The 25,705-nt window shown below is 67.6% G+C and carries 17 protein-coding genes and 2 pseudogenes; 6 read left to right on the forward strand and 13 right to left on the reverse strand.

Translation table 11 applies throughout. The features are described 5' to 3' along the window. Nucleotides 1-61: 61 nt before the first annotated feature. Complete coding sequence (locus AC230_RS33385; RefSeq protein ID WP_241833055.1) at nt 62-1,264, reverse strand: tyrosine-type recombinase/integrase; 1,203 nt, start codon at nt 1,262-1,264, stop codon at nt 62-64. 107 nt (nt 1,265-1,371) lie between these two features. Continuing rightward, entirely contained in the window at nt 1,372-1,935 is a 564-nt protein-coding gene (locus AC230_RS02995) for a hypothetical protein (protein ID WP_157868493.1), read from the reverse strand. 137 nt (nt 1,936-2,072) lie between these two features. Between AC230_RS02995 and AC230_RS03000 the strand changes: the two genes are divergently transcribed. The 3 genes from AC230_RS03000 to AC230_RS30660 all read left to right on the forward strand — a co-directional run bounded on the left by AC230_RS03000 (nt 2,073) and on the right by AC230_RS30660 (nt 4,910). Then, a complete protein-coding gene (locus AC230_RS03000) occupies nt 2,073-2,255 on the forward strand; it encodes a helix-turn-helix domain-containing protein (protein ID WP_049714338.1) in 183 nt (60 codons plus the stop codon). 117 nt (nt 2,256-2,372) lie between these two features. Beyond that, complete coding sequence (locus AC230_RS03005; protein ID WP_049714339.1) at nt 2,373-2,735, forward strand: hypothetical protein; 363 nt, start codon at nt 2,373-2,375, stop codon at nt 2,733-2,735. A gap of 1,341 nt (nt 2,736-4,076) precedes the next feature. Next, a complete protein-coding gene (locus AC230_RS30660) occupies nt 4,077-4,910 on the forward strand; it encodes a recombinase family protein (protein WP_198535397.1) in 834 nt (277 codons plus the stop codon). A 23-nt stretch (nt 4,911-4,933) separates the two neighbouring features. Here the strand turns inward: AC230_RS30660 and AC230_RS03015 are convergent, their stop codons facing one another. The 9 genes and pseudogenes from AC230_RS03015 to AC230_RS33390 form a co-directional block, all read right to left on the reverse strand. Then, entirely contained in the window at nt 4,934-5,788 is an 855-nt protein-coding gene (locus AC230_RS03015; protein ID WP_049714341.1) for a hypothetical protein, read from the reverse strand. Continuing rightward, entirely contained in the window at nt 5,769-6,674 is a 906-nt protein-coding gene (locus tag AC230_RS03020) for an aldo/keto reductase (RefSeq protein WP_049714342.1), read from the reverse strand. The genes AC230_RS03015 and AC230_RS03020 overlap by 20 nt, the downstream gene beginning before the upstream one ends. Then, complete coding sequence (locus AC230_RS03025) at nt 6,671-7,858, reverse strand: cupin domain-containing protein (protein WP_049714343.1); 1,188 nt, start codon at nt 7,856-7,858, stop codon at nt 6,671-6,673. Before AC230_RS03025 ends, AC230_RS03020 begins: the two co-directional genes overlap by 4 nt. A gap of 14 nt (nt 7,859-7,872) precedes the next feature. Continuing rightward, on the reverse strand, nt 7,873-8,010 hold the full coding sequence (locus AC230_RS32865) for a hypothetical protein (protein WP_169748831.1): 138 nt from the start codon (nt 8,008-8,010) through the stop codon (nt 7,873-7,875). A gap of 552 nt (nt 8,011-8,562) precedes the next feature. Further along, a complete protein-coding gene (locus AC230_RS03030; protein WP_049714344.1) occupies nt 8,563-9,396 on the reverse strand; it encodes a helix-turn-helix domain-containing protein in 834 nt (277 codons plus the stop codon). Beyond that, nucleotides 9,393-9,905, reverse strand: a complete 513-nt coding sequence (locus AC230_RS03035) for a DUF6879 family protein (protein ID WP_049714345.1) — start codon at nt 9,903-9,905, stop codon at nt 9,393-9,395. Before AC230_RS03035 ends, AC230_RS03030 begins: the two co-directional genes overlap by 4 nt. Beyond that, entirely contained in the window at nt 9,889-10,098 is a 210-nt protein-coding gene (locus tag AC230_RS30670; RefSeq protein WP_078870908.1) for a hypothetical protein, read from the reverse strand. Before AC230_RS30670 ends, AC230_RS03035 begins: the two co-directional genes overlap by 17 nt. 680 nt (nt 10,099-10,778) lie before the next feature. Next, nucleotides 10,779-12,569: an IS481 family transposase gene (locus tag AC230_RS03040; RefSeq protein WP_049714346.1), complete on the reverse strand. Its 1,791-nt coding sequence runs from the start codon at nt 12,567-12,569 to the stop codon at nt 10,779-10,781. Nucleotides 12,570-13,580: 1,011 nt separating this feature from the next. Next, a pseudogene (locus AC230_RS33390) lies at nt 13,581-13,754 on the reverse strand (DUF6332 family protein); the annotation flags it as partial. 746 nt (nt 13,755-14,500) lie between these two features. Between AC230_RS33390 and AC230_RS03045 the strand changes: the two are divergent. After that, nucleotides 14,501-15,022 (forward strand): annotated as a pseudogene (locus AC230_RS03045) (transposase); the annotation flags it as partial. Between the two features lie 150 nt (nt 15,023-15,172). Here the strand turns inward: AC230_RS03045 and AC230_RS30205 are convergent. Together AC230_RS30205 and AC230_RS30210 are read right to left on the reverse strand one after the other, a co-directional pair. Continuing rightward, nucleotides 15,173-16,201, reverse strand: coding sequence for a hypothetical protein (locus AC230_RS30205; RefSeq protein ID WP_053160969.1), 1,029 nt, complete (start codon nt 16,199-16,201; stop codon nt 15,173-15,175). A gap of 76 nt (nt 16,202-16,277) precedes the next feature. Then, the gene (locus tag AC230_RS30210) at nt 16,278-17,123 is read right to left on the reverse strand and encodes a DUF262 domain-containing protein (protein ID WP_053160972.1); all 846 of its coding nucleotides are present in this window, start codon (nt 17,121-17,123) and stop codon (nt 16,278-16,280) included. Nucleotides 17,124-17,645: 522 nt separating this feature from the next. Between AC230_RS30210 and AC230_RS03055 the strand changes: the two genes are divergently transcribed. Both AC230_RS03055 and AC230_RS03060 read left to right on the forward strand, forming a co-directional pair. After that, nucleotides 17,646-23,357 carry a DEAD/DEAH box helicase gene (locus AC230_RS03055; RefSeq protein ID WP_198535399.1) on the forward strand — a complete coding sequence of 1,904 codons (5,712 nt, stop codon included), beginning with the start codon at nt 17,646-17,648 and terminating at the stop codon, nt 23,355-23,357. After that, the gene (locus tag AC230_RS03060; RefSeq protein ID WP_049714348.1) at nt 23,354-25,696 is read left to right on the forward strand and encodes a hypothetical protein; all 2,343 of its coding nucleotides are present in this window, start codon (nt 23,354-23,356) and stop codon (nt 25,694-25,696) included. The genes AC230_RS03055 and AC230_RS03060 overlap by 4 nt, the downstream gene beginning before the upstream one ends. The last annotated feature ends 9 nt before the right edge of the window (nt 25,697-25,705 follow it).

A 25,705-nucleotide genomic window follows, 5' to 3' on the forward strand; every position in this document is an offset into this window, starting at 1 on the left:
TTCTGTTTCTCCGGCTGTGGCGTGACCAACCACGTGACCAACAGCCGAGCGAACTTCCTGGTCAGACCAGGGATGACAGGCCGAGACGGGCAGCGCTGGAAGCGGCCAGCTTCTTTGCCCCTTCGGCGCGACGCCTGCCGTAGCGCGCCATGGTGTAGCCCGGCGAGTGGTGCCGGGCGTTGGCGGAGACCTCTACCGGGTTCTCGTGGTTGTCGAGATCGTTCGTGATCTTCGATGCTCGCCAGTCGTGCAGCCGGAAGTTGTCCGGCAGGTGCAGACGGTTGCGTGCCGTCCGCCAGCGGGCCGACACCTTCTCCGGGTCCTGTGGTCCGCCTGCCTCGCCCCGGTACAGCTTGAAGCCGTCGCGGGCGAACACGAGGTCGTGGTCCACCCAGAGATCCCCGAGGCGTTCCCGCTCCGCGTCCTGGCGCTCCCTCTGCCGCTTGAGGACGTTCATCAGGGCTTGGTCTACGTAGATGATCGCGTTGTCGTCTCCGTCCTTGGTGAGCTTGCGCAGCCGGTAGGTGTTGCCTTCCTCGACCACGACCCAGGCCAGTTCGATGGCGCACTCATCCCAGTGGATGAGCGACCACTTCCACCCCAGCACTTCGCTGCGGCGGCATGAGGTGGCCGCGTAGGCGGTCCACAGTGGGGCGTCCCGAAGGCAGTGGTGGGTCAGTCCGTCGTCGCACGCACGGTTGCCGCACGGCGTCCATATCTCTTTGAGGAAGTGCGCCGTCTCGTGGTCGTTGAGGGTCGGGAAGTCCGGCTGTGCCGCCTTGATCTGCCGCTCGGTCGGCGGGTTGGCGGTGTGGGCGGGGTTGACCGTGAGGAGCTTCCTCGGTCCGGTCACGGAGTCCAGCGCCGCCGAGATGATGTTGTGTATGTGGCGGACGCTCTTGGGGCCGAGCGGCTTGTTCCCGTTCGCCTCGATGGGCGCGGTTTCCAGGAGCCGGTACAGCTCGTCCAGCCGCTCGTCCGTCACCTCCACCACCTTGACCTTGCCGATGTGCGGCTTGATGTGCAGCCGGATCTTCGACTCGTACCCCTCCTTGGTCGTGTCCTCGCCCCGATGCTTGGCAAGCCACCCGTCCATGAGCTGTCCCATGGTCATGTCGGAGCGGGGCGTGAGGGTGCCTGCCTCGTGGTCGGTGTGCCACTTGCGCAGCGCCCGTTCCGCCTCGGTCTTGTTCTTGTACTCGCGTCCTATCCAGTAGCGCTCCTTCTTGCCCGTCGCCGGGTTGAAGTGCAGGGGCGTACGCACGCCCCAGGTGTTCGGTCGGCCCGTGCGCGGGATCTCCACCGGAGTCCCACCGAGCCCGTTGCCGCGCTTTGCCACCCGGCTACTTCCCCCTCGCTCTGTCGCAGCCGCTACGGCTGTCGCAGCACTTCTTCGACATTGATCCCCTTCAGCGTTTCGATCGCCTTGTCCGTGAGCTGGCCGCCGGCCTTGCCCTCCACCTTCGTCAGGAACCCCCGCTGACGGGCCGCACGGAGGTGCCCCTTCAACGTCGCCTGCTTGGTCCCGGTGATGGCTTCGAGCTCTTGGACGGGAGCGCGCTCACCGATCTCAACCACGCGCACATAGAAGGCGGAGAGAACCGCCAGGTACTGGTCAGAGACGCCCCGTGGAAGGTGCGGGAGCACCGCCGTCAGACCGACATGCACATCCGCAAGCGCCGACTCTCCACGCGCCCGAACCATCTCCTGCCCCGGTGAGGTCGTATCGATCTGCCGCAGGACCGTGCTGGTGATGCCGCGCGCCACCTCTTGCGGATCGGCATCCTCGTGTGGCTCGATCCGGATTTCGCGGGGATTGCCCGAAGCGGAGTCGAGCGGAAGCCACATGGTGACCTTCCATGCCCCGATGCGCTGGACATGCTCGACGCCCGCACGGGGCGCAGCGCTGCCCTCGTGATCGTTGGTGTTCGTCATGCGCAGCAACATACGGAACATGGCCGCACTGGGCAAGTCAGGCCGTGACGCATCCGGGTTTGACTGAGCAGGACTGATAACTCAGGATGGGCAACCCGAGGGGGAACCATCCCCTCCGCTAACCGAGGAGCCGTCCTTTGCAGAACGCCCGCCTGATGAGCGTCACCGACCTGGCCGAGTACCTGGGCGTGACGCCCGCGTGGGTCTACAACAACCACCGAGCCTTGAACATCCCCGCCTGCAAGATCGGCGGACACCTTCGCTTCCGGCCCGCCGACGTGGACCGCTGGATCGGACGGGACTGCCGGGAAGCCGCCTGACCTGAGCTCCAATCCCAAGCCAGCCGGACGGCTGGCCGCGCCTATCAGAAGGGAGCACATGCGAACCACCGACTACCGGCGCTCGTCGCGCCACACATCGAAGGGCACACCCGTTCAATGCGAGAAGGCTTCGGTCCCGGTCTGTACTGGAACAAGCTGTCCAAGAAGGACTGCGAGCGTCTTGCTCGCGAGTCGGACGTCCCGCTGTGGCTCCGCGTCTACTTCGCTGCACAGTGGCGCTTGAACCAGATCGGACACGCCGAGTTCCAGTCCGGCGAACTGGCCGGGTTGCTGGCGAAGAAGGGTGACAAGCCGCTCGCCGAGGGCAGTGTGTCCAACGCCGTCGCCAGGGCCAAAGAGAAGGGGCTCATCAACAACGAGTCCAACGCCCGCTGCCTGGTGCTCTCACACCACCACGCCCGCACCGAGAGGGGCAGCCAGTCTTGCAGCCAGCACAACGCCCGCGTCTGGCGTGGATGACCGCCCCTTCACGCGACACGTGAAGCTCCCTCACGCCGGACGTGAAGGCAAACAGCATCTGACCTGCGAAGTCCTTCGTTCCCTCTTATATCTAGTAAGGGATGTCCAAGGTTCTGGCAGTGGGCGGCCCCTGCCGGGGCCGACAGGGAGAAGCGACTTGCGTACGTACGTCAACGGCAAGGCGTACAGGCGAGGGCCGAAGGGTCTACGTCAGGGCGGCCCCGAAGGGGGCCGACAGCACGAAGCCCCTACGTACTTACATGCAGCGGCGAAAGGAAGGAGGGGCGCGCAGCGCCCCCATAGGCGAAGACCCAACGGCGAAGGCGTGAGCAGAGAGGGCGGCCATTCGGCCGCTCAGCTCGAAGTCACTTACGTACATACGTGCAGCGGCGAAGAGGTAAGCGACAGGGGCGGCCTCCGGCCGCACAGCCGGAAGCCACTTCGACAGAGCGGCCCCGGCAGGGGCCGATAGGAGCAAGCCCGGGAAGCCACAGGTGGGGCGCTGCCGCGCCCCCATGGCCCGAAGCCCCTTCGGCTCAGGGCAAGGGACATGGGCCGCTTACGCGGCCACAGAGCGAAGCCACTTACGCCAAGCCTTGAAAGGCTTCGTTCTCGTGCAGGCTCCGAGTGCCGGCCGAGCTAGGGGCAGCGCTCCCACCTGCTACTTCTCCGCCGTCGCCTCTGCCCGCCGTCGCTTGATCGACCCTGGAACCGTGGCAGTGGGAGCCCTGCTAAGGGTTACCGGTGATGCCCTGCCCTGCCAGTCTCGCCGTCGTCTGATCGACCTTGGGATGGTGGCAAGATTTTTGCTGCCATGACAGGGCGGTCCTCGACTTCGGTGTCAAGGGGTCATCCCCCACCCCTTCGCCGTCGCCTCGTACGTCTCGGCTGTCCGCTTCGCCGTCGCCCTGGCAGGCGTGAGCCCTGCCCTCCCGTCCGCCGTTGGCAGGCTTGCCGTACGTCGTGGCAGGTGAACGGCTGTGTGCCTCCCTGAACGGCCGACAGGCCGCACGACTCACGACGTGACGAGAGCGGAGCGGCAGGCGCTCAGGCAGGCGCACAGCCTCACGACAGGGCAGGCGGTCAGGGCAGAGGACAAGCCCAAGGCGGGGCGCACGAGCGCCCCACTGTCGAAGGTGGTGAGCACGACGAGCACGAGCACCAGCCCACGGCAACGCGGAGAGTGATCACGACAGGGCGTCTCAATAACCTTCGATAGTGAGACGATCCGCCGAACACCAGGCCATGTCCGTTTCGCCCTCAGTCCAGCGTCTCGAAACCCGTCTCAAAAGATCCGTCTCCCGGCTGGCTTTCGAGACACGTTTATGAGACGGTCTGGTCGTGACCACGAACACCCCGGCCGAACAGGTCGAGCGTCACCCCTGCCCGAAGTGCGACGCCCCCGCCGGTAGCCCCTGCCGTACGGGAGCGGGCAAGGTGGCAGCGAATTACCACACGGGGCGCTTCGCCCTGGTGCCCTCACTCAAAGCGGAACTCACCGTGAAGACTCCGGCCGACCGGAACCCCGGTAAGCGGTGGGTGCAGGGTGAGCCCGTGCCTGTGGTGGCCGAAGCTGTGCCGGGCGCAGCGATACGACTGGGCTATGCCAGGTGCAGCACGGTTGGGCAGGAACTACAGAGCCAGTTGGACATGCTGGCCCGTGCCGACTGCACACGGGTGTTCTCGGAGAAGATCAGCACCCGCGTGAAGGAGCGGCCCGAGCTAGAGAAGGCGCTAACCCTGGCACGGGAGTTCAAGACAGCCGCGCCGAACCAGCCCGTCATCCTGACTGTGGTGGAGATGAAGCGCCTTGCCCGCAACGCGGCGGAACTCATGACGTTGTCCTCCACCCTGCAAGCGGACGGCATCCAACTGGAACTCCTCTCCGGTCCCTTGCAGGGCGTGTACGACCCGAACGGGGCGGGAGCCATCGTGTTCGCCGTCCTGGCCGTGGCTGCAGAGGTGGAGCGGGAAGGCATCCGGGAGAAGACGTTGGAGGGGCTGGACACTGCGGCCCGCAAGGGCAACCACGGTGGACGCCCCTCCGTCGTGGACGACGACAAGCTAGCCGTAGCCCGTGCCCGGCACGCCAAGGGAGAGAGCGTCACGGCCATCGCCAAGGCACTGGGAATCTCCCGGGCCACCTTGTACCGGCACATCGGTGAGAGCGCCTGAGACAGGCGCACAGGGGCGCGCAGTCAGGCGCTCACCTCCGAGTGCACCGGGACGGGTGGGCGCACCCCGGTGAGCGCCTCTGCACGGGCCACCAGGCGGGGCGCAAGGTCGGGATACCAGCCACGGGCTACGGCTTGCAGCATCTCGGCCAGGGCCGCGAGTTCCCCGATTCGGCCGGCCGGGGTGTCGAGGATCGGCGCGAACTCCTTGCGGATGCGGGCGGCTACGTCGGGCACAAGCAGGCTGTTGGCGTGGAGAAGCCCCGCGTCATAGCCGAAGGGCACCAGGCCCCACCGCTCCCAGTCCAGCAGGCACAGGGGCGCGGCGGTGAGGTTGCCCCAGTGCAGGTCACCGTGACCAGTCACCCGCTCCACCTTGGCGGGGGCAGGGATGCCGAGGAACTGGGGGAAGGCTCGTTCGATCCACCCGTCCCGCACGGTCACCTTCACTCCCTCTGCTTCAGTGAGGAGGGCAAGGGCTCGGCGAAGGTCCGCCCACCACTCGTCAGGCAACCCCGGGTCGTGGTCGATGTCGGCCCGGTCCGGGGACACGGTGGGTTGCGTGAGGTAGTCCAGGACTTCCGACTCGAAGGCCCACTCTCCGTCAGTCCAGTCATGCACCCCGTGGAGGCGGGGGCGGGGAACGCCGTCAGGCACCAGCTCCGAAGCCCCGACGATGCCCTCCCCCGCCTTCCTGCCCGCGTTCCTCTTCGCCGTCCGGCTGACCCGTAGCCACCGGTCCCCCGCTCGGCGTCCGAGAGTGACACCGAGGAAGCCCCACGCCAGCGGCCCCGTGCAGGTGAGGCCCAGTGCCTTGGCCGCCCGGTCGTGGGCGGCCTCCATCAGGGCCTGTACCTCCTCATTCACCGGTGAGTTCATCCGTCACCCTCCTGAGTTCCTGGGCCGTCAGCGGCGCAGCCAGAGCCTTTGCCACATCGTCCCAGTGCTCGCGGGTGCTCGCGGAGGTGAGGACGACATCGAGGCCAGGGCACGAGCCAGCGGCCAGCAGGGCAGCGGCTGCGGCCGACAGGCCGGGGCGGATGAGGTTCACCAGTTCGGGTGTCATGGCGTCGAGGAGTTCACCCCCGTGCAGGGGAGCAGAGCCGAACGTGATCAGCCCCGCGTCCTTCGCCTGCACCAGTGGTCCGCCGCCGTTCAGAGCCTGCGTGATCGGGGCATCCATGATCAGGCTGACGGGCATCTGCAAGCCCGTGAAGTGATGCTCGGCGGAACCGGCCGCCTGCCGGGCGAGCGTGAGCAACTCGGGCACGCTGAGCGCTCCGGAGGTCAGGCCCGACCAGGTGGCGACGCCGTACCCGCCGATCCTGCCCGCGTGGGCGAACTCTTCCAGCGTCGTGAAGGCTTCCCGTACACGCCCGTGCAGAGCGGCACGGTCAAGGCCGTGCCCGTGGTGCTCCGGGTTGTGTACGAACACCAGGTCCACGCGCCCGAGCGCGGCCAACGACCGCTCCGTCTGCCAGCGGACGAAGCCCCGCTCAAGGCTGTGCCTACCCGCCGCCTCTTCCCGGGTGAGCACGCCCTCAGCCAGGGCGGCACGGCCCTGCTCCGCCGTGAAGAACCCCGTCTTCGTGGCTACCCGCACGGTCGGGTACTCCCCGAGAACCGGGCGCAGCTCCTCATGCACCCGACCACGGGCGTAGTTGGGTGCCGTGTCCACCCAGGGACTACCGGCCGCCAGGGCGGTGCGTGCCGCCCGACTGACGGCACGCACGCGGTATGTCCCCAGGCAGAGCGCGGCGGTCACAGCGCCGTCCCCACGACTGCGACGGCGTGGCCGTCGATGAGGACGGAGACCAGTTCGGCCACCTCCTTGACCTCCAGCCCGGCGGAGTCGGCGAGTTCGCCCAGCGTGGTCGGCTGGTTGGTCAGCAGCGTGCCCAGCGCGGGCGCGGCGGACTCGGCGAAGTCCCAAGCCGTACCGGCCGCCGAGAAGGTGACCGTGCCCTGTTCGCGGTCCGCCGTCAGGCGGCCCCTCGGAGTGGTGAGCTTGACCGTGATGTCCCGATGGGCGGGGAGTCCGCCCACGTAGGGGAGGGACGGAATCGCATGGCCCAGGTCCGTCGTATCGATCGACTCCGCCCACCGCTCCACGAGGCGGGGGTCCGCCATCATGTCGGCCACCTCACGACGAACGGCGTCGATGAAGTCCGACTGTTCTGCCAGCGAGCCGAAGCGCGGAATGTCCCTGCGCAGCGCGAGGGACGCCCGGAGCTGATCGACGACCCACAGCATCAGGTCAGCGCCCGTGTGCGGGACCATGCCGAACGTGAGGTGAAGGGATTCCGTCCCCTGGTCAGCGGTGACCGCGTGCCACCAACCGCGCGGCAGGTAGAGCACGTCACCCGGGGACAGAACGAGGTCCGCCATCGGGTCGCCCTCCGGCTCCTCCGGCGACTCCACGTCCCGGAAGGTGGGCGCCTCACGGGTCATCCCCCACAGGCGCCACCGCTTCGAGCCGTGCAGTTGGACCACCACCACATCGTGGTCATCCCAGTGCCGGCCGAAGCCCTCCCGCTCGGTCCACGAGGCGTACACGTTGGCCTGCACGGAAGTTCCGAGGAAGCGTTCCAGCCCCTCAGCAGCCGCCCCCACAGCGGGGTGGATCTTCTCCACCGCATCGAGCACCAGCGACGCCCCGTCTCTGAGCTGGGCGTGGAAGTCGGACGGTTGGATACGGGACCAGGTGACCGCTCGGCGGTTCGTGGTCGGGATCGCGTAGCGGTGGAGCGGGACCATCTCGCCGTCGACCGACAGGCGCAGCCGGGGCGGCTCCAGCCGCTGAGTGGCAATGATCCGGTTCAGGTCGTCCCAGGAGAACAGGCCCGCCGTGTCGGCGGCTCCGGGGAAGTGCGCGTAAGAGCGGTGGTACGTCCGGGCGAGGAACGTGTCCCCGCCCAGACGCCCCGCCCACGAGGCTGCATCAAGCACCGTGGGCGCTCCCGTCAGTCGTTGCCGTCGGAACGGCCACTGCTGACGTCAGACTCCTGCTCGGCACGGGTGCGCGCGGCCACGATCTTCCGCTTCGCGACGAGCAGGCCACCCCCCTCGGGGGCCACCGAAGTGGTGTTCTCTTCCACCATCGGACTACCTCTCTTCTCGGGAACTCCCACCGGGAATCCGGCGGGAAGCATCAGGGACAGCGGCCAATGCGGTTACCAAAGAGCTACGGCGAGAACCAGGGCACAGCCGCTGAGGATCGCGGCCAGGTAGAGCGGCCCCGCGTACCGGCCCAAGCGGCGCAGCACCCAGTGCCCCAAGCGACGCATCACGTCGCCTTCGGCTCCACCGCCACGGGGCGGAGAACACTGGCAGGCAACGAACTGCGGCCCGTGCACCGAGGGCACTCGCACGGCGGGTACTTGGTCGGCGAACCCAGGATCACCGCATTGCGCGGCTCCACCTGCACCTCACGAACCGGGCCGTACGTCCGGCCGCCGTCGTACGACACCCGCAGAGTCATGCGCCCCGTCATGAGCGCACACCACCGTCAGGGCCGAACGTCCGCCGGTACTCCAGCCCCCGACCTACGCCGTAACGCACCCGTTCTTCGTTTCGCTCGGTCGCTGTCATGGGGGAAATCATTGGCCTAGAAAGCGGCGGCTGTGTAGTTCTTTCCCGTCATGGACTAAAGATCATGAACGGCAGGCGGCAGCCCACTCCGTCAACAGGGCTCGCGCTTCGGCCCCGAACAGCGCGTATCCCTCCAGTGTCGAGAACAGTTCCAAATGCATTTCGATGTCGCGCGGATCTCTCAGGATCACGACACCAGTGGTGTTCTCCACAGTGGCCAGGGTGTTGTCGTAGACAGTGAAGGTGTCCATCGGAGCCATGGGCTTGTATCCCGCGATTGGGATGACACCGAGCTTCACATTCGGCAGGTGGGTCAATGAGGTCAGCCGGTCAATCTGCATCGCCATCGCGGCAGGGGGCAGGAGTGGCCACCTCACGGCCTGTTCGGTGAGGATGAAGGTGAACCGCTTCTTTGCGTCGTAAAGAACCTCCTGCCGCTCCAGCTTCCTCGCGATCGTCTTAGTGACATCAGCCGGGGAATGGGCAAGGCTGGCCCGGATGTACTCAGGGGTGGACAGCAGTCCCGTAATCATCGAGAGCAGGAAGAAACGGAACTCGGTAGAGGAGGATTCGAGCGCGGCAAGTTCGGTCTGCTTCTTCTCCAGCCCCCTTCGCCGAAGCGAGCGCAGGTCTTGCCACTCGGTATTGGCCAGCCTCGCGAGGGCAATGACCTCCTCGATGACCTCGGGCGGAGCAACGACAGCCCGGAGGATTCTCTCCAGGTCGAGCAGGCTCGGTTGGGCTTTCCCGTTCTCGATCCGACTGATCTTCGATTGGGACATGTTGCAACGCCGAGCGAGCCGGTCCCCAGTGAGGCCGGCTCGCTTGCGTAGTTCTTTCAGCAGGGCGGCCAATTCTTGCTTCGGCTGCCCCAACTGTTCAGGGTCGAACGTCACCCGCTCACGTACTCCAGGAATGGAACCGACTCGGCCACGGCAATCCGCTTCCACTGCCGATACGGCTCAGGGTCACCCTCGTACAGTTCCCGGTTTATCTGCGTCCCGTCCGCCCGGTAGTTCATCAGGACCACCTTGGACTCATCGAACATCCAGAAATCCTGATCCGGAAGCCCCGGGTTCTCCCGCTCGGTGAGGTCGAGAATGCGGATATCCTCGCCCGCCTTCACGTGGTGCCGGTAGTAATACTCGAACTCGAACCGAAGGTAGTCCGAGAGCGGGCGGGTCACGACGTGCACCCTGCCGACGCTCTTTCCTTCCGAGGCCCATTGCCGAACCTCGTCCATCCAGGCCGACGTGTAATCGTCCGGGGATTTCTCCCCGGCGAGGAAGCGCTTCAGCTTCTCCGCTTCCTGGGGCATGGTGTAGACGGGCAGCGTTTCCAGCCGCCACGCCTCACGCGCCATGGAATCGAAGCAGTCATTCCACGCGTCACCATCCAAGTGCACGGAATGCCTCCCTGAGAACCGCCTCCGGGATTTCCACGAGCCCTTCCCCGGACGGCGGGGTGAAGGCGTTGGACACGTCGCCCTGCACGACGAACGATCCCGTGGCCGTGCGGTACACGTTCGGGCAGTCCTTCTCTCCGCACTCGCCGTTGCCGTTGCCCGTGAGCCGGGTGAGTGCCGAACGTTCGGACATGCCAAACCCCCTTGCTCTGGCCCCGTTTGGGCCGCCTGCCCACCGACAGTAGAGGGGGTGGCGCTACGCGTCTATGCGTGAACGCGACTATGCGTGTCCTTGCATAAACAGGTCCCCGGCCGCCCCGACCACACCCGGTACGTGGTCACGTACGCGCCCGTGCAGACTGGGCGTAGCCCCGTGGCGCGGTCCGGGAAGCCTGACCAGGGACGGACGCCCCGGAGGAGGGTTGGTCACGTGACCAACGCATGACCAACAGGGGCCTGAAAGCCCCTGAAACAACAGGAAAGAACAGGAGAAACGCCCGCCGAAATCAAGCCTGTCGACGGGCGTTTCCCCAGGTCAGAGCGGTTGTGGACTGGTGCCCGAGAGGAGAGTTCAAGTCCCCCCTCGGACACCAGTAGAGACCCCAGTTCACCTGGGGTTTCTCTGTTTTCCGGGCTGAATCGGGCGTCGGCGTGAGCAGCGTGTGACCAGCAGAATCCGAGATGTTCACGACCGGCGGCGTGACCAACCACGAGACCAGCCGGCCGGAGATCCCGCATCACGCCGCGACGCGGGCGAGGCTGTCGGCGGTCACGAAATTCCCCACCGTGAGCCGATCTGTGAGGGCTCAGGACTTTGTTGACAGCTTGGCCTCACGACATCGATGACGGTCTCAGGTGATGCTGGACAGCGCGTCAGAGCTTCGGGGCGTGGATTTTGGCCCTGAAGCGGGTGACGGGATGCTGTTCCTTGCGTGGGTGAAGCGACAGGTCGGCGCCGTTGAGGGTGATGCGGAAGTACGTGTCCTCGACGTGGACCGTGACGATCTCGCCGGCGTAGGTGCGGCCGACGCGGAGCCGCTGGCGGGCGACCATGATGACGCCGTCGGTGGGGACCTTGCGTTCGACGTGAATTGCCCCGGTGGCGGATGGGGGAAGCTCGCCGGTGACGATTCTGGCTCCGCGGAGCCCAGCGCGTTGGTCGGCGTCGATGGGGGCGGGCAGGGTCTTGGCGAGCACGCCGTCGTGAACGACGTGCAGCAGGTGGCCGTCCAGGCGCAACGTGACGCGTCGGCTGGCCAGTTCGTAGCCGATCGTCACCGGGACCTTGCCGAGGCTGGCGATGCCGCTCTGGTCGATGTTCCGGTCGACCTCGATCACCGTGCCGGGCTCCAGACGTCCTGCCCGGGCTGCGGCCGGGGCAGCCGGCGGTGGTCCGGCAGGCACGGCCCCGCGCATCGAGAGCTCGCGCAGGTTCCCGGCGTCCAGGCACGATGCGGCGCTTCGGACCAGTTCGCCGTCGATGGTGATGTGGACGGTGTGCTCGTCGGCCCACACCCGCGCCCGGCGGCCTGCGTAGTCCTTGCTGAGCTTGACGCGCTGCACGCGCGGCAGGACTCCGACATGGCCCGTGGCGGCGACGACGGTCTCGAACTCCACGGCCGGCGCCGACGTCGGCACGAGCAGGGTGGGCGGTCCCGGCGGCCCTGCCGCGACGACTGGTTCCTCGGCAGGCGCCGGAGAGGCGACGATCGTTGGTTCTGGCTGGGGGTTGGGCCGGAACCGGCTGGCGGGTGTGGCCATGTCCAGGGCCTGGTGGGGCCGGGCGGTGTTGTAGGTGTGGACCCACGCGTCGACCGCGGCCTGTGCCGCGGGCAGGTCGGCGAACGGGCCGGAGACGTCCAGCAGTTCCCTCCGCAGCGTCTGATGCCAACGCTCGATCTTCCCCGTCGTGGTCGGCGAGTACGGCTTGATCAGCTTGGCCGTGACACCGTTCTCCCGGCAGACACGCTCGAACAACACCTCGGCCGGCCGGGGCTTGGTGAACCGCCCGGTGAACTGCTTGCCGTTGTCCGTGAGGACCTCGGCCGGCACCCCGTAAGTGCGCATCGCACGCACGAACCCGTCGGCGACGGCCCGGCCGGAGGGCACCGCCAGGACGGTGGAGATGACGACGAACCGGGAGTGGTCGTCGATCCCGGTGAGCATCTTGCACTCGCGGCCGTCGGCCAGGTATATCCCGCCGACCAGGTCCATCTGCCACAGGTGCATCGGCGTCTCGCGCTGCCACCGTTTGTACTTGCGGCGGTGCTGCTGCTTCTGGTGCCGGATGAGCCCGTTGCGTTCAAGGACGCGGTGCACCGTCGCCCGCGATGGTGCACCGGCAGAGCCGGCCTTCGCGATCTCGTAGGCGATCCGCCGGGCACCCCAGCGCGGATTTGCCCGGCGCATCTCACACGCCAGGGCCTCCACCTCGGCGGGAAGCCGGGTCGGGCTGGTTCGCGGGCGCCGGGACTTCTCCCGCAGCCCTTCCAGCCCCTCGGCCTCGTACTTCGCCTTCCACGTATAGATCGCCTGGCGTGACACGCCGTACCGGACGGCCACCTCGCTGACCGGCGAACCGTCGAGCACCTCAAGTACCGCCCGGTACCGCTGCTCGACGAGCCATGCAGGGCCGTGCTCTCCGGACTCATCCCCCTCTGCCACAGCAACTCATGATCGAGGAGCAGCCGAGCCACCGTCAAGAATGTCCCGAGACGCCCGTCAAGGATCTCCCGAGACTCTTCTGTCACCTATCTCCTGAGGCCCCACACGACAGCGAGGCCGATCCGGATCGCACCGGCAGACGCCAGCTTCTTCGCGGCGTCCGAGCGACGACGGCCGTAGCGCTCCATCGTGCAGCCCCGGGAGTGGTGCCGGGCGTTCGCCGAGACCTCTACGGGAGACTCGTGCGCGGCGAGATCATGGGTGATCTTGCTGGCTCGCCAGTCGTGCGGGCGGAAGAGCTCGTGGAGATGCAGCCGCCTCCGTACGGTCCTCCATCGGGCGGAAACCTTCTCCGGGCCTTGAGGGCCCCCGGCCTCGCCTCGGTAGAGCCTAAGCCGTTCCGGGCGAACACCAGGTCGCGATCCACCCAGGCGGGCCCGAGGCGTTGCCGCTCGGCGTCCTGTCGCTGCTTCTGCACCGTCCCCCTGGCAACAGGGTGGGTTCGGCCCACACTGACCCCGGTGCGCCGTCCTCCGGTCACGTGCGTATGGTCAGTGGCAGTGATCTTCCCAAGGAGTCCACCCCGAAGGGGGTGGCCACAGGAGTGCTGGGCAACACAGTCAAGGCCCACACCACCGACGGCGGACCCAAGGGCGGCCGCGCTCACTGGCTGGACCAGGGGGACCGGCTCCTGGCCTGCGATAGCCAGGCCAATGGGATACGTGTCATCGCGACGATCTACTGAAACGACTCATCGGGTAGCCATTTCCGCTGGGTTGAAGACACCGACGGCGCCAACGGGAACTGCGCCGAGCGGGCTGACATCAACCTGTCGGAGGGCATCCGGCTGACCCTGAGGTTTGCCTGAAGTCCGGTTCGAACGGCATGAAGGAATACTGCGGGTACAACCGTCGCCGGGAGGCATAACGCCTCGTCACTGGGCTGACCATCCGCAGGACTATAGGCGGTTGCCTTCCTCATGGAGTGCTGAGCGAAGTCGCAGCAGGATGGTCACGACCCTGACTGTGAAGCCGGCCGCGCAGCCGCGGTCAGCAGGTGGTGTTTGAGGGGCTCATTGGTGAGCGTCCAGGCAGGCACAGCTACGGCGAAGAACAGGAGGGCGGCAACGAGAGCACCAGCGACCACGGCATACGCGATCTCCACCGTGATGGCGTCGCGCGTATTCTGATGGCGTGTCCCGACCGCCCTCGTAGTCGCTCATGGGACCAGTCTGCCACTGCACCCCTTCATCCACGACCGGCCGGAAGTCCCCCCTCGTCATGCGTGGTGTCCCCTCGCCGCCCGAGTGGGAGGACACTCCGTCAGCTTCGGCTAGCCCGCCATACTACGCGTGGTTGCCTTGTAACTGATGCGGTAACTGCTTGGCCGACCTCCGCCCCGGCTGGCCCATGCTCTACCCCTCCCTGGACGAGCTGCTGAGGGCGAGGGAGCGACAACTCGACCTCGGCGAGGGCACCTCCGCGGGTACCCGAGGCCCTTGGGTTGCCCGTCCGGGACCCGATAAAGCTCAAGGGCCGGGATTTCTCGCTGACCGTGGCGAAGGCGAGGGCGCTCTACAAGGAGACGCCTCCGTGACAAGGAGATGCCTCCGTGGCTGGCGACGGCCCGCCGGAAGGCCCAGGAGCGGCAGAAGAGGTGAGTCGAGCGCCGAGCCACGGAGGCAGCGGAGCGGGCCGCGAAGGAAGCCGAAGCCGTGTTGGCGGAGGAGCTGATCGAGCCAGCTTGGTCTTTAGGTCGAAGGTCGGATATGGCCGCGAACTTGATCACTCGTGGCGGTAACTCCCGTACGTGCGGGCGGCCTTCGGTCGATCATTTGCTCCGACCAAGGATACACATGCTCAGCACGAAGACCGTGGGATGAATCTGTTGCACAACGCTGCTCCGGTGGAGCCGTTCACGGAATTGTCACGCTTCCGGGCCGGCCGTACTCGGTGATCTGCGCGCTGGAGACGGGCCGCAGCTCGTGGACCGCGCCGCTGGACGCGCTGCGGTCGTCTCCGGGTGATGACGGCGCCCCGGTGACCGCGCGGCAGATGCGCGAGCTCGTCGAGCGCCTCATCGAGGCCGGGCAATGGCGCCAGAATGACCCGGACATTCTCATCGTGGTCGACGCCGGCTACGAAGTGCCTCGCCTGGCCTTCCTCCTCAAAGACCTGCCCGTGCAGGTGCTCGGACAGATGCGCTCGGACCGCGTCCTGCGCCGGGCCGCCCTGCCGTGCGAACTACACACCATGGTTCGCCCGCCGCGTCACGGCGGCGAGTTCGTCTTCGGCGACCCGGCCACCTGGAACGCACCCGAGGCCGAGACGGTGACCGGGACCCGCCCCTACGGCAAGGCCGCCGCACAGGCAGGGACCGGCTCCACCCACAACTGACCCACTGCTCCGCCTGGACCGCCCAGCTGGGCGGCCCTCCCGGTCATCGAAGGCACCAGATCGGTGTGAGGGCACGGAGCCGGGCCAGGCGGCAGTCAACGGACCGTGGGCCAGGTTCTCGGCCTGACGCCCAAGGGGAGCGTTCAAGTCCCCGCTCGGACACCCGTGATCCCCCCGGCCTTTCAGAGGTCGGGGGGATTTTTCCGATCACTCCGGTGCTTGGCTGGCGCGGAGGTTGCCGATGTACCGTCGCAGCGCATCCGCGCTGTGGAAGACTCGGTAGTCGCTCGCTTCGAGTGCCGCCTGCTCCTCGGGTGTGGGGTCCAGTGTCAGGACGACCGGGGCTCCGGACTCCGCTTGAAGGCCATGCGGCCAGTAGGCGGCGGCCACGGTGATCGCCGCGCCGTTGTGTGGGTCGGTCACCTCGCTGTCCAGCTCCGGGCTCGCGTATCCGGCCTGCCCGAGTTCCCGCAAGAGTGCCGCCAGTCCGGGAACCTCGTCCTCCGGTGCCGGCTCGTCGACCACCGGGCCGGAATGCGGGAGGAGGGAATCAGGGGAGGGGGCGAGTCCCACGGGGGACGGACCGTCGTGGAGTCTCTCCAGAAAGTCGTTCGCGGCACCGGCCAGGAGCTCGCGCCGAGCGGCGAGGAAGTCCAGGTACTTATCGGTGTGCCACAGCTTGGGATTCATAGGAATCCACTGGGACGCGAGCGCATCGGGTACGTTCATTGCCGTCTCGGGCAAGTAGTCCGCCGGACGCCTGGATCCGATGCGGAGGTTGGTGTCCTGGGTGAGGAAGCAGAAGTTCGCAATGGCGTTGATCTCTGCCGGGTTGTAACCCTGCGCACGCAGGCGTGACTTCGGAAAGATATGGTGCACTTGCAGCGAGTTCAGGCGGCCCAGCATCCCCTCACGAAGGGGGACGCCGCTGACCATGTCCTGCGCGCCGTGCACTCGTGTGAGCATGTAGAGCAGGGGGTAGAAGCGTGCCCCCTTGCTGGAACCGACGAAGTCGTCGGGCCGCACTTCGAGTTGACCGCCACGGCTTCTGCGCAGAACCTCGATCAACAGGTCGACTCCGCCTTCGTCAAGAGCACGGAGGTCCTGGTTCAACGCGGTTTCCGTCGCACCGGTGTGGCGGCCCCACAAAAAGCTGTGCACATACCAGTAGAAGAGCCGGTCACGAGTCATCGCGTCGGGGAACCGGCCGCCGTGGTGATGGAGCAGACGGCTCATGACCGGGAACGCGCCGCGGCCGCTGAGCGCTCGTCCGTGATCAAGCCCCAACCGGCCGTCGAGCGCGTTGAGTAGGTTAGGAGATGGAATCGATCGTCTCCTTCAATCCACCCTGGAACGTGGGTAGGTCGACGTCGGCGAGCTTTGAGAACTGGGCCTCCCCGGTGACCACTGCGTTGACGTTCCGCAGCAACCAGTCGAGCTTGAAGTCGAACCCTGCCGCTGACCAGGTAGCCAGAGCTTTGTTCATCATCGGGCGCGCGTCCGGCCAAGAGGCGCAGATCGCGGCGAGGGCCAAGTCACCTTTGGAGAGCTTGGTGCCGCCGGAGTTCACCCTGTTGAAGATTTCAGCAACGACGTCGATGGTCTTGTCTTCGCCCGTGACCTCGTCGATGTGAACCTCCCGGTCCTTGATCTGGGTTATGCGGTTCAACCGGTTGAAGAGGGCGGCCTGTACGCCTGCGTCCCCCTCCGCCAGCCGAGTCACTGTCGGCAACTGCGGCCCCAGCCCATCCTGGAAGAGCGCGGTGACGTCCACCCACACGGGATTGTCCCGCATCTTCGCCGGTGCGTAGAACTCGAACGCCTCGGTGCGCAAATGGAAATGGAGACCTGACAACACCTCGGGGTTTCCCTCGAAGAATTGAGGTGGTTGGCCGCGGGTCACTCCGTACAGGGTGGTCACCCGCTGCTGCCCGTCCAGCAACAAGTGGATCGGGCCCCCCTTCCCGGACCTGTCTCCTCGGATGTGTGTACGGTCGGACCTCGTGCTCCAGGTGAGGAACCCGCCGATCGGATAACCGCGGTACAAGGACTGGAAGAATCCGCGCACTTGATCGCGCGTCCACACGTAGCCGCGCTGAAACTCCGGAAGCGCGATGTCGCCGGAGTCGACCTTGTCCAGAATCTGGGAAATACGCACTCTCTCTCCTGCTCACCCGGTCGGCGGATCACCCCACCAGGATCACTTCGCCGGCCCCAAAGTAGCAGGGTCGTCCGGTCGCTGCTGTGGTCAACTGACCTGGTCACGAAGGCTGCTGAGCTGCGCTCTCCCAGGCGGCAAGCGGCTGACGGTCCGGCCGGAGAGTGCCGGTACGCCGTCGCGGCCTACGGCAACAGCCAGTTGCCAACGGATCGTGTGTCGTAGTCTCCGAAGGCAATGTGTGCGAAGCGTGCTCGCGACAGGGGGAGTGGGGCGTAGCCTGCGGTAATCACCGTCTGTGTGGTGGTGGAGACCCACGGGGCGGGAGGGGTGCCCATGGTTGTGGAAGTGCGGATTCCTGTGGCGGTCAGGAAGATTGCCGAGATGGTCCGGGAGTGTCCCGGGGGCGTTACTCGCGCCGCTCTGGGTGCCGTGGCACGGGAGCAGTACCCTCACTTGCCTGAGGCTCGGCTGCTGAAGCTGGTCAAGCAGGCGGTGGACGCAGGACTGTTGGATGAGTCCATGGACGGTCGGCTGACCGCGTCGGCTCTGCCCGCAGAGGGCGGTGGCACGGTCGACTCCGCGCCTCCCAGTCGCCGAGGCAGGCGATTCGTCGCCATCGACGTCGAGAGCGTCGTCCTGCCCATGTCCACGGATCCCTACGTGGAGCGGCACGTGTACCAGGCGGCAGCTGTCCGGTTCGGCACGGACGAGGACTGGGTCCGTGCCGAACCGACCTGGGAGCGGCACATACGCCTCACCTGTGATGACGAGGAGGTACGTAACGCGACCGTTCGGCGTTGTGTGCGCGAGCACGGAGTGGAGCCTGGGAGGGCATGGGCCGAGCTGGCCGAATACCTCTCCGGGGCGGATGTGGTCGTCGCCTACAACGGCACCGGCCTCGACTTCCCCGTGGTGCGCGAAGCCGCGGCAAGAGCCGGATGCGAGGACCCGCTGGACGGCCGAGCTCTCGCTGACACCCTCTATATCGCCCATGTGGTCTGGCCGACGGCGCCCTCACACCGGCTCCATGTTCTGGCCGAGAGCAAGGGCGTCGTCACGTCGGACCTGCGAGCACACTCGGCCGCCGACGATGCCGAGTTGCTGGTCCGGATGGTGCGGAAGGCATCTGCCGAGGTGGCCTCGTGGGCACCCGAACTGGCGCGATTGGCAGCCGACGTCTGCGCCGACTCCCCGGCCTGGCAGATGGTGGTAGAGCTTGCTCGGGGCGTGTCCGATGTCGGTGCAGAGGAGACCGACTGGGACGGGCAGCGCGTGTCGCGGCTGCTCGGGGAGCTGATGCGGTCCCGACACAGGCCGCGGCGGCCGGCGGCCTCAGACCGCGTGAAGAGGGCCGTCGTCTCGGTGCCCCGGGCGATGCGCGGCGCGGACGGACGGGTGGACCCGGCTCTCCTCGCAGCCGCCGTGCACGGGGCCATGGCCGAGCCGCGGCCCGCCCAACAGGAGATGGCCGACACCTTGCACGCATGGACGGAGCAGGGCGTCTCAGGGCTGCTCGAGGCGCCGACCGGGATCGGCAAGAGCTACGCCGTGCTCGCCGCAGCGCTCGAATGGCTGGCGAGCTCCCCGGACCGCACTGCCGTCATCGCCACGTTCACCAAGCAGCTCCAGAGCCAGATGGCCGCCGACCTTAAGGACCTCGAACGCACCCTGCCCGGGGTCCTCGGCGTCGCCGACCTGGTCAAGGGACGCAGCAACCGGCTGTCCTTGGCGGCTCTGGCTACGGCGCTTACCGAGGCGGCCCGCCTGCGTACCAAGGGCCGCGGAGGAGCCCGCGCCGTGGACCGGCTCCGGTTCCGCGAGCTCGCCGTCTACCTCCTGGCGCGTCTGCTGGCCTGCACCGAGGCCCCGCAGTCCTGGATGGCGAGGTCCGTCGATCCCGTGGATCTCCCCGTGTTCTTTGCGGACTACGTGGGTCCGACACTGCCCCTGTGGCTGCAGACGCTCTCCCAACGGGACGGTGACTATCGGCCCGGAGCGGATAGCCCCCTCAGTCCGTACACCAACACCGTCAGGGAGGCCATCACCGGCCACCGGCTCGTGCTGGCCAACCACGCACTCGTCCTGGCACATCTCGATGATCTCGGCGCGCTCGGGCCGCAGACCCTGATCATCGTTGACGAGGCTCACGAACTGGAGAACGCTGCAACCTCGGCGCTGAGCGTGACGGCCGACTACCACGACATGGAAGAGTTGCTTGCCGAGTGCCGTTCCTGGTTAGCCGACGCCCGCAAGGGGCCCTCCCGGGACAGGCTCGCCGGGGCCCTCGCCGAGCTGGAGGAGCTCTTCGACGACGAGCGCCTGCCCCGCCTCGCCGCCAGGGCCTTCGACGCAAGAGCCAAGGGTGTCGGTGTTCGTGTGGGCAACCGCACCGCCGTGCTTGCCAGTCCCTTCTCCGGGACCTCCGGAAGCCAGCAGGTGCGCCGAATCCAGCGGCTGTTGACCACTATCTCGCGTGCGATCAGCGCTGTTGCCGCAGCGTTCGCCCGGTACTTGGCCGAGCATGCGGCGGACGCCGACGTCCTCGTCCAGGAACGCGCCCGACGTCTTGGCCGACGCGCCGACGACTGCGTTGCGTCCCTCGACCGGCTCACCGCCGATGTCGACACCCTCCTGGGTCCCGTCGCCGACACGCTCGACGATGAGCGGACCCCCGCGATGCCGTCGCGGGTGGTCTATCTGGAGGAGCTGGGCGAGCCCGAATCGGGCCTGCGTTCCTACCGCTTCCGTATCGCCTCAAGCCCGGTTGACCTGCCGGCCGACCCGGAATGGCAGCGGTACCTGAAGTCCTTCAAGCGCGTCCACTACGTCTCCGCGACGCTCAGGGTCAGCCGCGAGTGGAGTTTCATGCGTGAGCGGCTGGGGCTCCCGAACACGCTCCCCGCCCTGGCCCTGCCCTCGCCGTTCGACTTGGCGCACCAAGCCGAACTGGTGTGCTTCTCCGACTTCCCCTCCTGGGCGGAGCAGGAGGAGGGGGCTATGCGAACGATGGCCCACCAACTCGCCGGATATGCCGAGGAAATGACACGAGCACGCCCGGACGGAACCGGACACGATGGCGGAGCCATGGTGCTCACCACCGCTCGTGTCACCGCGGCCGGCATCGGCGACCTGTTGGAACGCGAACTGCGCGCGCGTTCGCTCAGTGCCCCCGTCCACCACGCCCTCGCTCTCGGCAACAGCCGGGCCTTCACCGAGTTCTCCCGTGCCGCACACGGCGGCGGCTTCCTGGTCGGCACGAAGGGGCTGTGGCAGGGCGTCGACGTCCGCGACGAGCGGAGGCTCCGCCTGGTGTGGATCAACAAGCTGCCCTTCGCTCCCTTCGCCGCTCCGGTCATCGAGGCCCGACGTGCAGCGGTGCGGGAACGAGCCGAGATCGCCGGCCATCCCGACCCGGATGGAGCGGCCACGGAGGGGTATTACCTCCCGCTGGCGGCGCTTCAGCTGCGCCAGGCGGTCGGTCGTCTCATCCGTTCCGAACGACACCGGGGCGTCATCGTCATCAGCGACCGCAAGCTCGGCGGTCACACGGCCCTGCGCCGCGCCTACCGCCGGGCGTTCCTCGGCAGCCTCGAGGAAGGACTGCTGCGTACCGACCCCGTCACGGGGGAGCACGGCGGTGGCAACGTGACCACGATGGCGAGCGGTTGGCGCCGCATATGGCAGTTCATGGCCCGGCAAAGGCTCCTACCGGCCGATCGGGCCGCCGAACTGTGCACAGACCACGCCCTGGACTGCCACACGCTACTGCCCCACACGCGGCGCATTCGCGACCTCGCGCTGACACGGGAAGAGGTCCGGCAGTTGCGTGCCGAGGGCAGGCTGGCCCAGGAGGTCTTGGAACGTGCCGCACGGATCGGCGGACTCCTCGGCCTGGCCGACTCACCGGTCGACCTCAAGCCCGCACAACGAACGGTGATCCGTGCGGCCGCCGAAGGGCGCAACGTCCTTGGGCTGCTGCCCACCGGATTCGGCAAGAGCTTCACCTTCCAGCTGCCGGCCCTCGTCCTGCCCGGTGTGACCATCGTGGTCAGCCCACTCGTGGCGTTGATGCATGACCAGGCACTGGAGCTCAACCGCTCCATCGGGGGAGCGGTCCGGGCGTTGATCTCCCCGCTGCGTGAATCCAGCAGTCGCGTCGGGAAGACGGAGGTCGCCGACCAACTCCAGGGCCGGCGGGACCACGGCATAAGACTGGTCTACGTCAGTCCTGAGCGGCTGTGTCAGCGCCGCTTCCGTGAACTCGTGCGCCGCGCTGTGGCCCGGGGCACCGTCACCCGCATCGCCGTGGACGAGGCGCACACCGTGGCCCAGTGGGAGGACTTCCGTCCCAGCATGCGGAGGGTCGGCCGCTACCTTGCCGAGCTGCGGGACGAGTTCGACCTCCCTGTGACCGCCGTCACCGCCACGGCCAACCGTTCCGTCCACGCCGCACTGAGGGAGGGACTGTTCGGCGTCACGCCCGAACCACCGGCCGCCGGATCGGCGCGGGAACGTGCGGAGGCGGCCTGTCCCGGTGTGCGGGGCGGACTTGTGACGGTGCGGGAGAACCCGGTCCGCCCGGAACTAGCCATTTACCGCCGCTCATTGAAAAGGCTCGGGCCCGGAGGAGTGGCCGGTCTGGTCGAACGTGTTGTGGACGCCCTCGACGGACACGCGATCCTGTACTGCCTCACAGTTAAGGAAGTCAACACCCTGTACGCCCACTTGGTCGAGTACACAGGGAACACTGGCGTGCGCGTGCTGCGGTTCCACGGTCGGCTCACCGAGGCGGAGAAGGCCGCCGCCATGACAGAGTTCCGGGAGGCGCCCCGGAAGGGAACGGAGGGATTCGTCCCGGTCGTCACGGTTGCCACGTCGGCGTTCGGCCTCGGAGTCAACCGGCCGGACATCCGGACGGTGTTCTGCGTCTCCCCGCCCACCGATCTGGGCGCCCTCCACCAGCAAATGGGGCGGGCGGGCCGGGACGGGAGCGCACCGTCTGCGACGGACGACGGTCCGGTCAATACCGCCTTGGCCCTGGCGACCGGGAGCGGTCTGCGCACCGTGCGCTTCATGACCGGCCAGGATCTGCCCGTCCCCGTACTGCGCCGCATGGGCCGGGCGGTACTGGACGCAAGGGGCAGCCTGGACGCCGTCGCGCTGGCCGAGGAGTTCCTGGCCGAGGACGTCGCCGCGGGCAGCTTGGACGAGAGTGAACTCCGCAACGGCCACACGGTAGACCGGTATCGCACGGGGATCATGCGTGTCTTCAGCACACTTGCTGATCTCGGAGCCGTGACAGACCTCGGTGACTATCCGCCCCTGTGCATCGTCAAGCCCGGGGAGAACACGGTACTCGGGCCGGACACGGGCGAGGAGCGGAGGATCATAGACGCGGTACTCGCCCAGCCGGCCCGCACCCGCCTGCGTGTCGATCAGCTCCACTCCGACCTCGTCCGCACCGTCGAGGGCTACCACGACCTAGCGGACGGCCCGGCGGGTACTTGGGAGATCCTCGCCGATTTCCACGACCGTGGGCTGCTGGACGTCTCCGCGGCTCCCAGCCGGCGGCTCGTCACGGGGCTGATCGTTCACCAACGGCAACTGCCCGGCGTCCTCCTGCCCCGGCTCGCCCGTCGGACGTCCCGTGCCGTCGAGGAACTGGCGCTACTCAAGGACTTCTTCGAGGACAGCATGACCTGCGCCCAACGGAAGTTCGCGGACTACTTCGGCATCGCGGACCTCCCCGCAGGCTGCTGCGCCACCGCTCGCTGCCGGTGTTCGGCGTGCTGGGCCGTGCCCGACTGGCCCTTGCATGAGCGGCGACCCGATGTCGCCCGGGCCTTCGAGAACCCGGACCCCCGCAGCGGCGGCAGCGCCGACGGTGCTCTCCGCTCGCAGCGCCTCGACCAGCAGGTCCACCGCCTCACTCGGCTGATGCGGCGGGGGATCCATCCGCGCATGCTGTGGCACGCCCTGCGCGGGGACGAGGCGCCCTACCACCCGGTGCGCAGGCAGAGGGTGCCGTTGCCCAGGACGTTGCGCGACAGCCGGAACTTCGGTGGACGCGCCGGTCTTCCGTACGCGGAAGTCGAGAAGAGCCTGCTGCGGCTGGCCGAGACCGGTGCCGTGGCGATGACCGAGGACGGCCGATGGCACGCTCGTCGTGCCCCCGCTGTCGACCATTCCCGGATCCGGAAGGAAAGACGAGAAGAAGGTGGGATGCGATGACCGGAAAGCCGGACGACCCAGGGGGGCCGTGGCGGCCTCACTACGATGAACCTCTGCTGACCCCCGCCATGGCCGGCGGATACGATGCCGTGCCCGCCACGGAACTGGACCGGCTGCGGTGCTATTTGGAGGAGCTCGTCGCGGCCCGCCGGGCTCCCGTTCACGTGGCGGTCGCCTTCAACGCCGCCTACTTCGGCTATGACCTCACAGGCGAAGGCTACGGGGCAGGGGCGCTCGACTTGGACGCGTTCCCTGTAGTGACGTTCGGCGAGACGGCCCCCGCCCTGCCTGTCGGAGCCATGGTCCACATAGCCACCGGGTCCCAGCCGCTCTACGCGGAGATCGTGTACAAGGAGGGGCGCCACCCGGCGACCAGCGCCCTGGGCGACGTACCGGCCTGGGTTTCGGGGGCGCCGGTCGGCGCGTCCGGCCCGGGGCTGCCGAACTGTGACCCTCCCACGCGTCGCGAACTCCTCGTTCCCGATCCGTGCGCGTTCGGCCCCGGACTGAGCCTGAGCGCGGTTCAGCTCAACCGGCTGCGTGATCACGCACGATGGATCGACCGGCACGGGCACGTGCTGGTCGACGCCGTCCACTTGTCACGGGAAGCGGCGGGCGTGGACGAATTGACGGCCTATGCCGACCACCTCATGACCACGGCCAGACAGCAGCTTTTCAGCCCTCTCCTCCCCGCACCATTGACGGAGCTGGCCGGTGGTCAGGGCGAAGACCTGCTGCACGGGACGCTGTTGTGTCTCCTCGATGTCGTCAGGCACGTACTCGAGTCGAGCGACGCCCTGCGGATGTGGGGTCCCTATGCCATGAGGCTCGAGGACCTCGCCGCGTGCTGGAGGGACCAGGGGCCGCTCGGGGGCGACGACATGGGTGCGCTCGCTTCCGCCTTGCGGAGGGCTGCCCAGCCCGTCGCCAAACGCCGGTACGGCATGTTGTCCCCGGTGACCGTGTACACCGCGGTGGGGCCGCGGCTGTACGACTTCCCCGGCGCCGAACCGCTCCTGACCGGCACGGGATATGCGATGGCCGTGTGCCGCGCCAACGTGGCACTCGCCGATGTGCTGCGCGGCGAGAGCGAGAACGGGCTCTTCGACAACGGAACCCGGGTCACCCTCGACGACGCGTTCGAGGGAGGCGGAGTGTGGCGGTCGTGCCACCCTGGCGGAGGGGAGCCGACGGACGATCCGTTGGCTGCAGCCGGGCTCGGCTGGCGCACGGCGATTCAACCGGCGAAAGTCTTCGAAGGTCCTGCCGCGGCATCGGCGGAGACCGAGAGGGAACCGACATCACCCACGCCGGCGGCCACCGGTTCCGCTACGACCGCGCTCGTGGACGGGCCCTTGGACGAATCCGGCCTGGCGGCGGGACAACTGCTCCGGATCAGCGACAGTGAAGTGGCATGGAAAATGCCACTGAGACTCTCCCACATCATGGACGGCTTCCTGCCGTTGCGCGTGGTCATCGCCGATGAGCTGCGGGACCTCACCAGAGGCAAGCTCCCCATCCGCCTGGAACTGGCGCATCCCGGTGGAGAGCTCGACGAGTCCGAGGCGGTGCAGGACACGCTGTTCGACGCCGAGGGCCCCGCGGAAGCAGGAAGGCTCTCGGGCGTGGAGTGGCCACTGGACTTCTTCCCCGGGCTTGAACTTCGCCTCCAGTGGCCCCGCGGCGGCCGCGTTGTCCGGGCGACAACCGTCCCGCTGGAGGTTCCGGTCATGGTGGACGGACGCGTGATCGGGCACCGGTATGAAGCCGCGATCCTCACCCGTGAGAACGCCCCCGGCAGCACGCGCAGCGGTGACTCCGCGGCCGGGCTGACCCCTTGCGAGTTGGTGATGCGGGCCGTGCGCCGCTGCGGGCGGCTCACCCCCGATGGCCACGCACTGCTGGACAGGGAAGGACTGCCGACAGTCGTCCACGGCCCGTCCCCGGGAGCCTCGCAGGTGACCGCCCTGGAGGCAGCAATCCACGAACTCCTCGCGCATGGACGGTTGTACGCCGCCACCGGTAGCCGTGACGCCGAGGGAGTCCCCCACTATCCCGCACGAGACGACGAATCGAGGATCCCGTTGATCGGGTACGACCCGGATCCCGTCCCCGCGGCACGCACGGGCGCGGCCCGCGACCTCCCCGGGCGGGCCACGCAGCAGGCGGCCCCGCTCCACTACGTCTTCGGCCACTTGCGGCGCCTGCGGCCGGGCCACACACCAAGTGACCAGCAGCGCGCTGCGTTCCGTGAGCATTGCCGCCGATTCGGCAAGGCCGATGGGTGGGACCTCCCCCGCGGATACACCTTCGTCACCCAATACACCCGGGGGCACTGATCCCGTGCC

This window comes from Streptomyces caatingaensis, from assembly GCF_001187435.1.
GTDB lineage: Bacteria > Actinomycetota > Actinomycetes > Streptomycetales > Streptomycetaceae > Streptomyces > Streptomyces caatingaensis.

Coding starts and splice junctions, on each gene's coding strand:
- AC230_RS02995 (WP_157868493.1), bottom strand. CDS start 1,935: ATGACGAACACCAACGATCACGAGGGCAGCGCTGCGCCCCGTGCGGGC.
- AC230_RS03005 (WP_049714339.1), top strand. CDS start 2,373: ATGCGAGAAGGCTTCGGTCCCGGTCTGTACTGGAACAAGCTGTCCAAG.
- AC230_RS03015 (WP_049714341.1), bottom strand. CDS start 5,788: ATGAACTCACCGGTGAATGAGGAGGTACAGGCCCTGATGGAGGCCGCC.
- AC230_RS32865 (WP_169748831.1), bottom strand. CDS start 8,010: ATGGTGGAAGAGAACACCACTTCGGTGGCCCCCGAGGGGGGTGGCCTG.
- AC230_RS30670 (WP_078870908.1), bottom strand. CDS start 10,098: ATGTCCGAACGTTCGGCACTCACCCGGCTCACGGGCAACGGCAACGGC.
- AC230_RS30205 (WP_053160969.1), bottom strand. CDS start 16,201: ATGAGCCGTCTGCTCCATCACCACGGCGGCCGGTTCCCCGACGCGATG.
- AC230_RS03055 (WP_198535399.1), top strand. CDS start 17,646: ATGGACGGTCGGCTGACCGCGTCGGCTCTGCCCGCAGAGGGCGGTGGC.
- AC230_RS03060 (WP_049714348.1), top strand. CDS start 23,354: ATGACCGGAAAGCCGGACGACCCAGGGGGGCCGTGGCGGCCTCACTAC.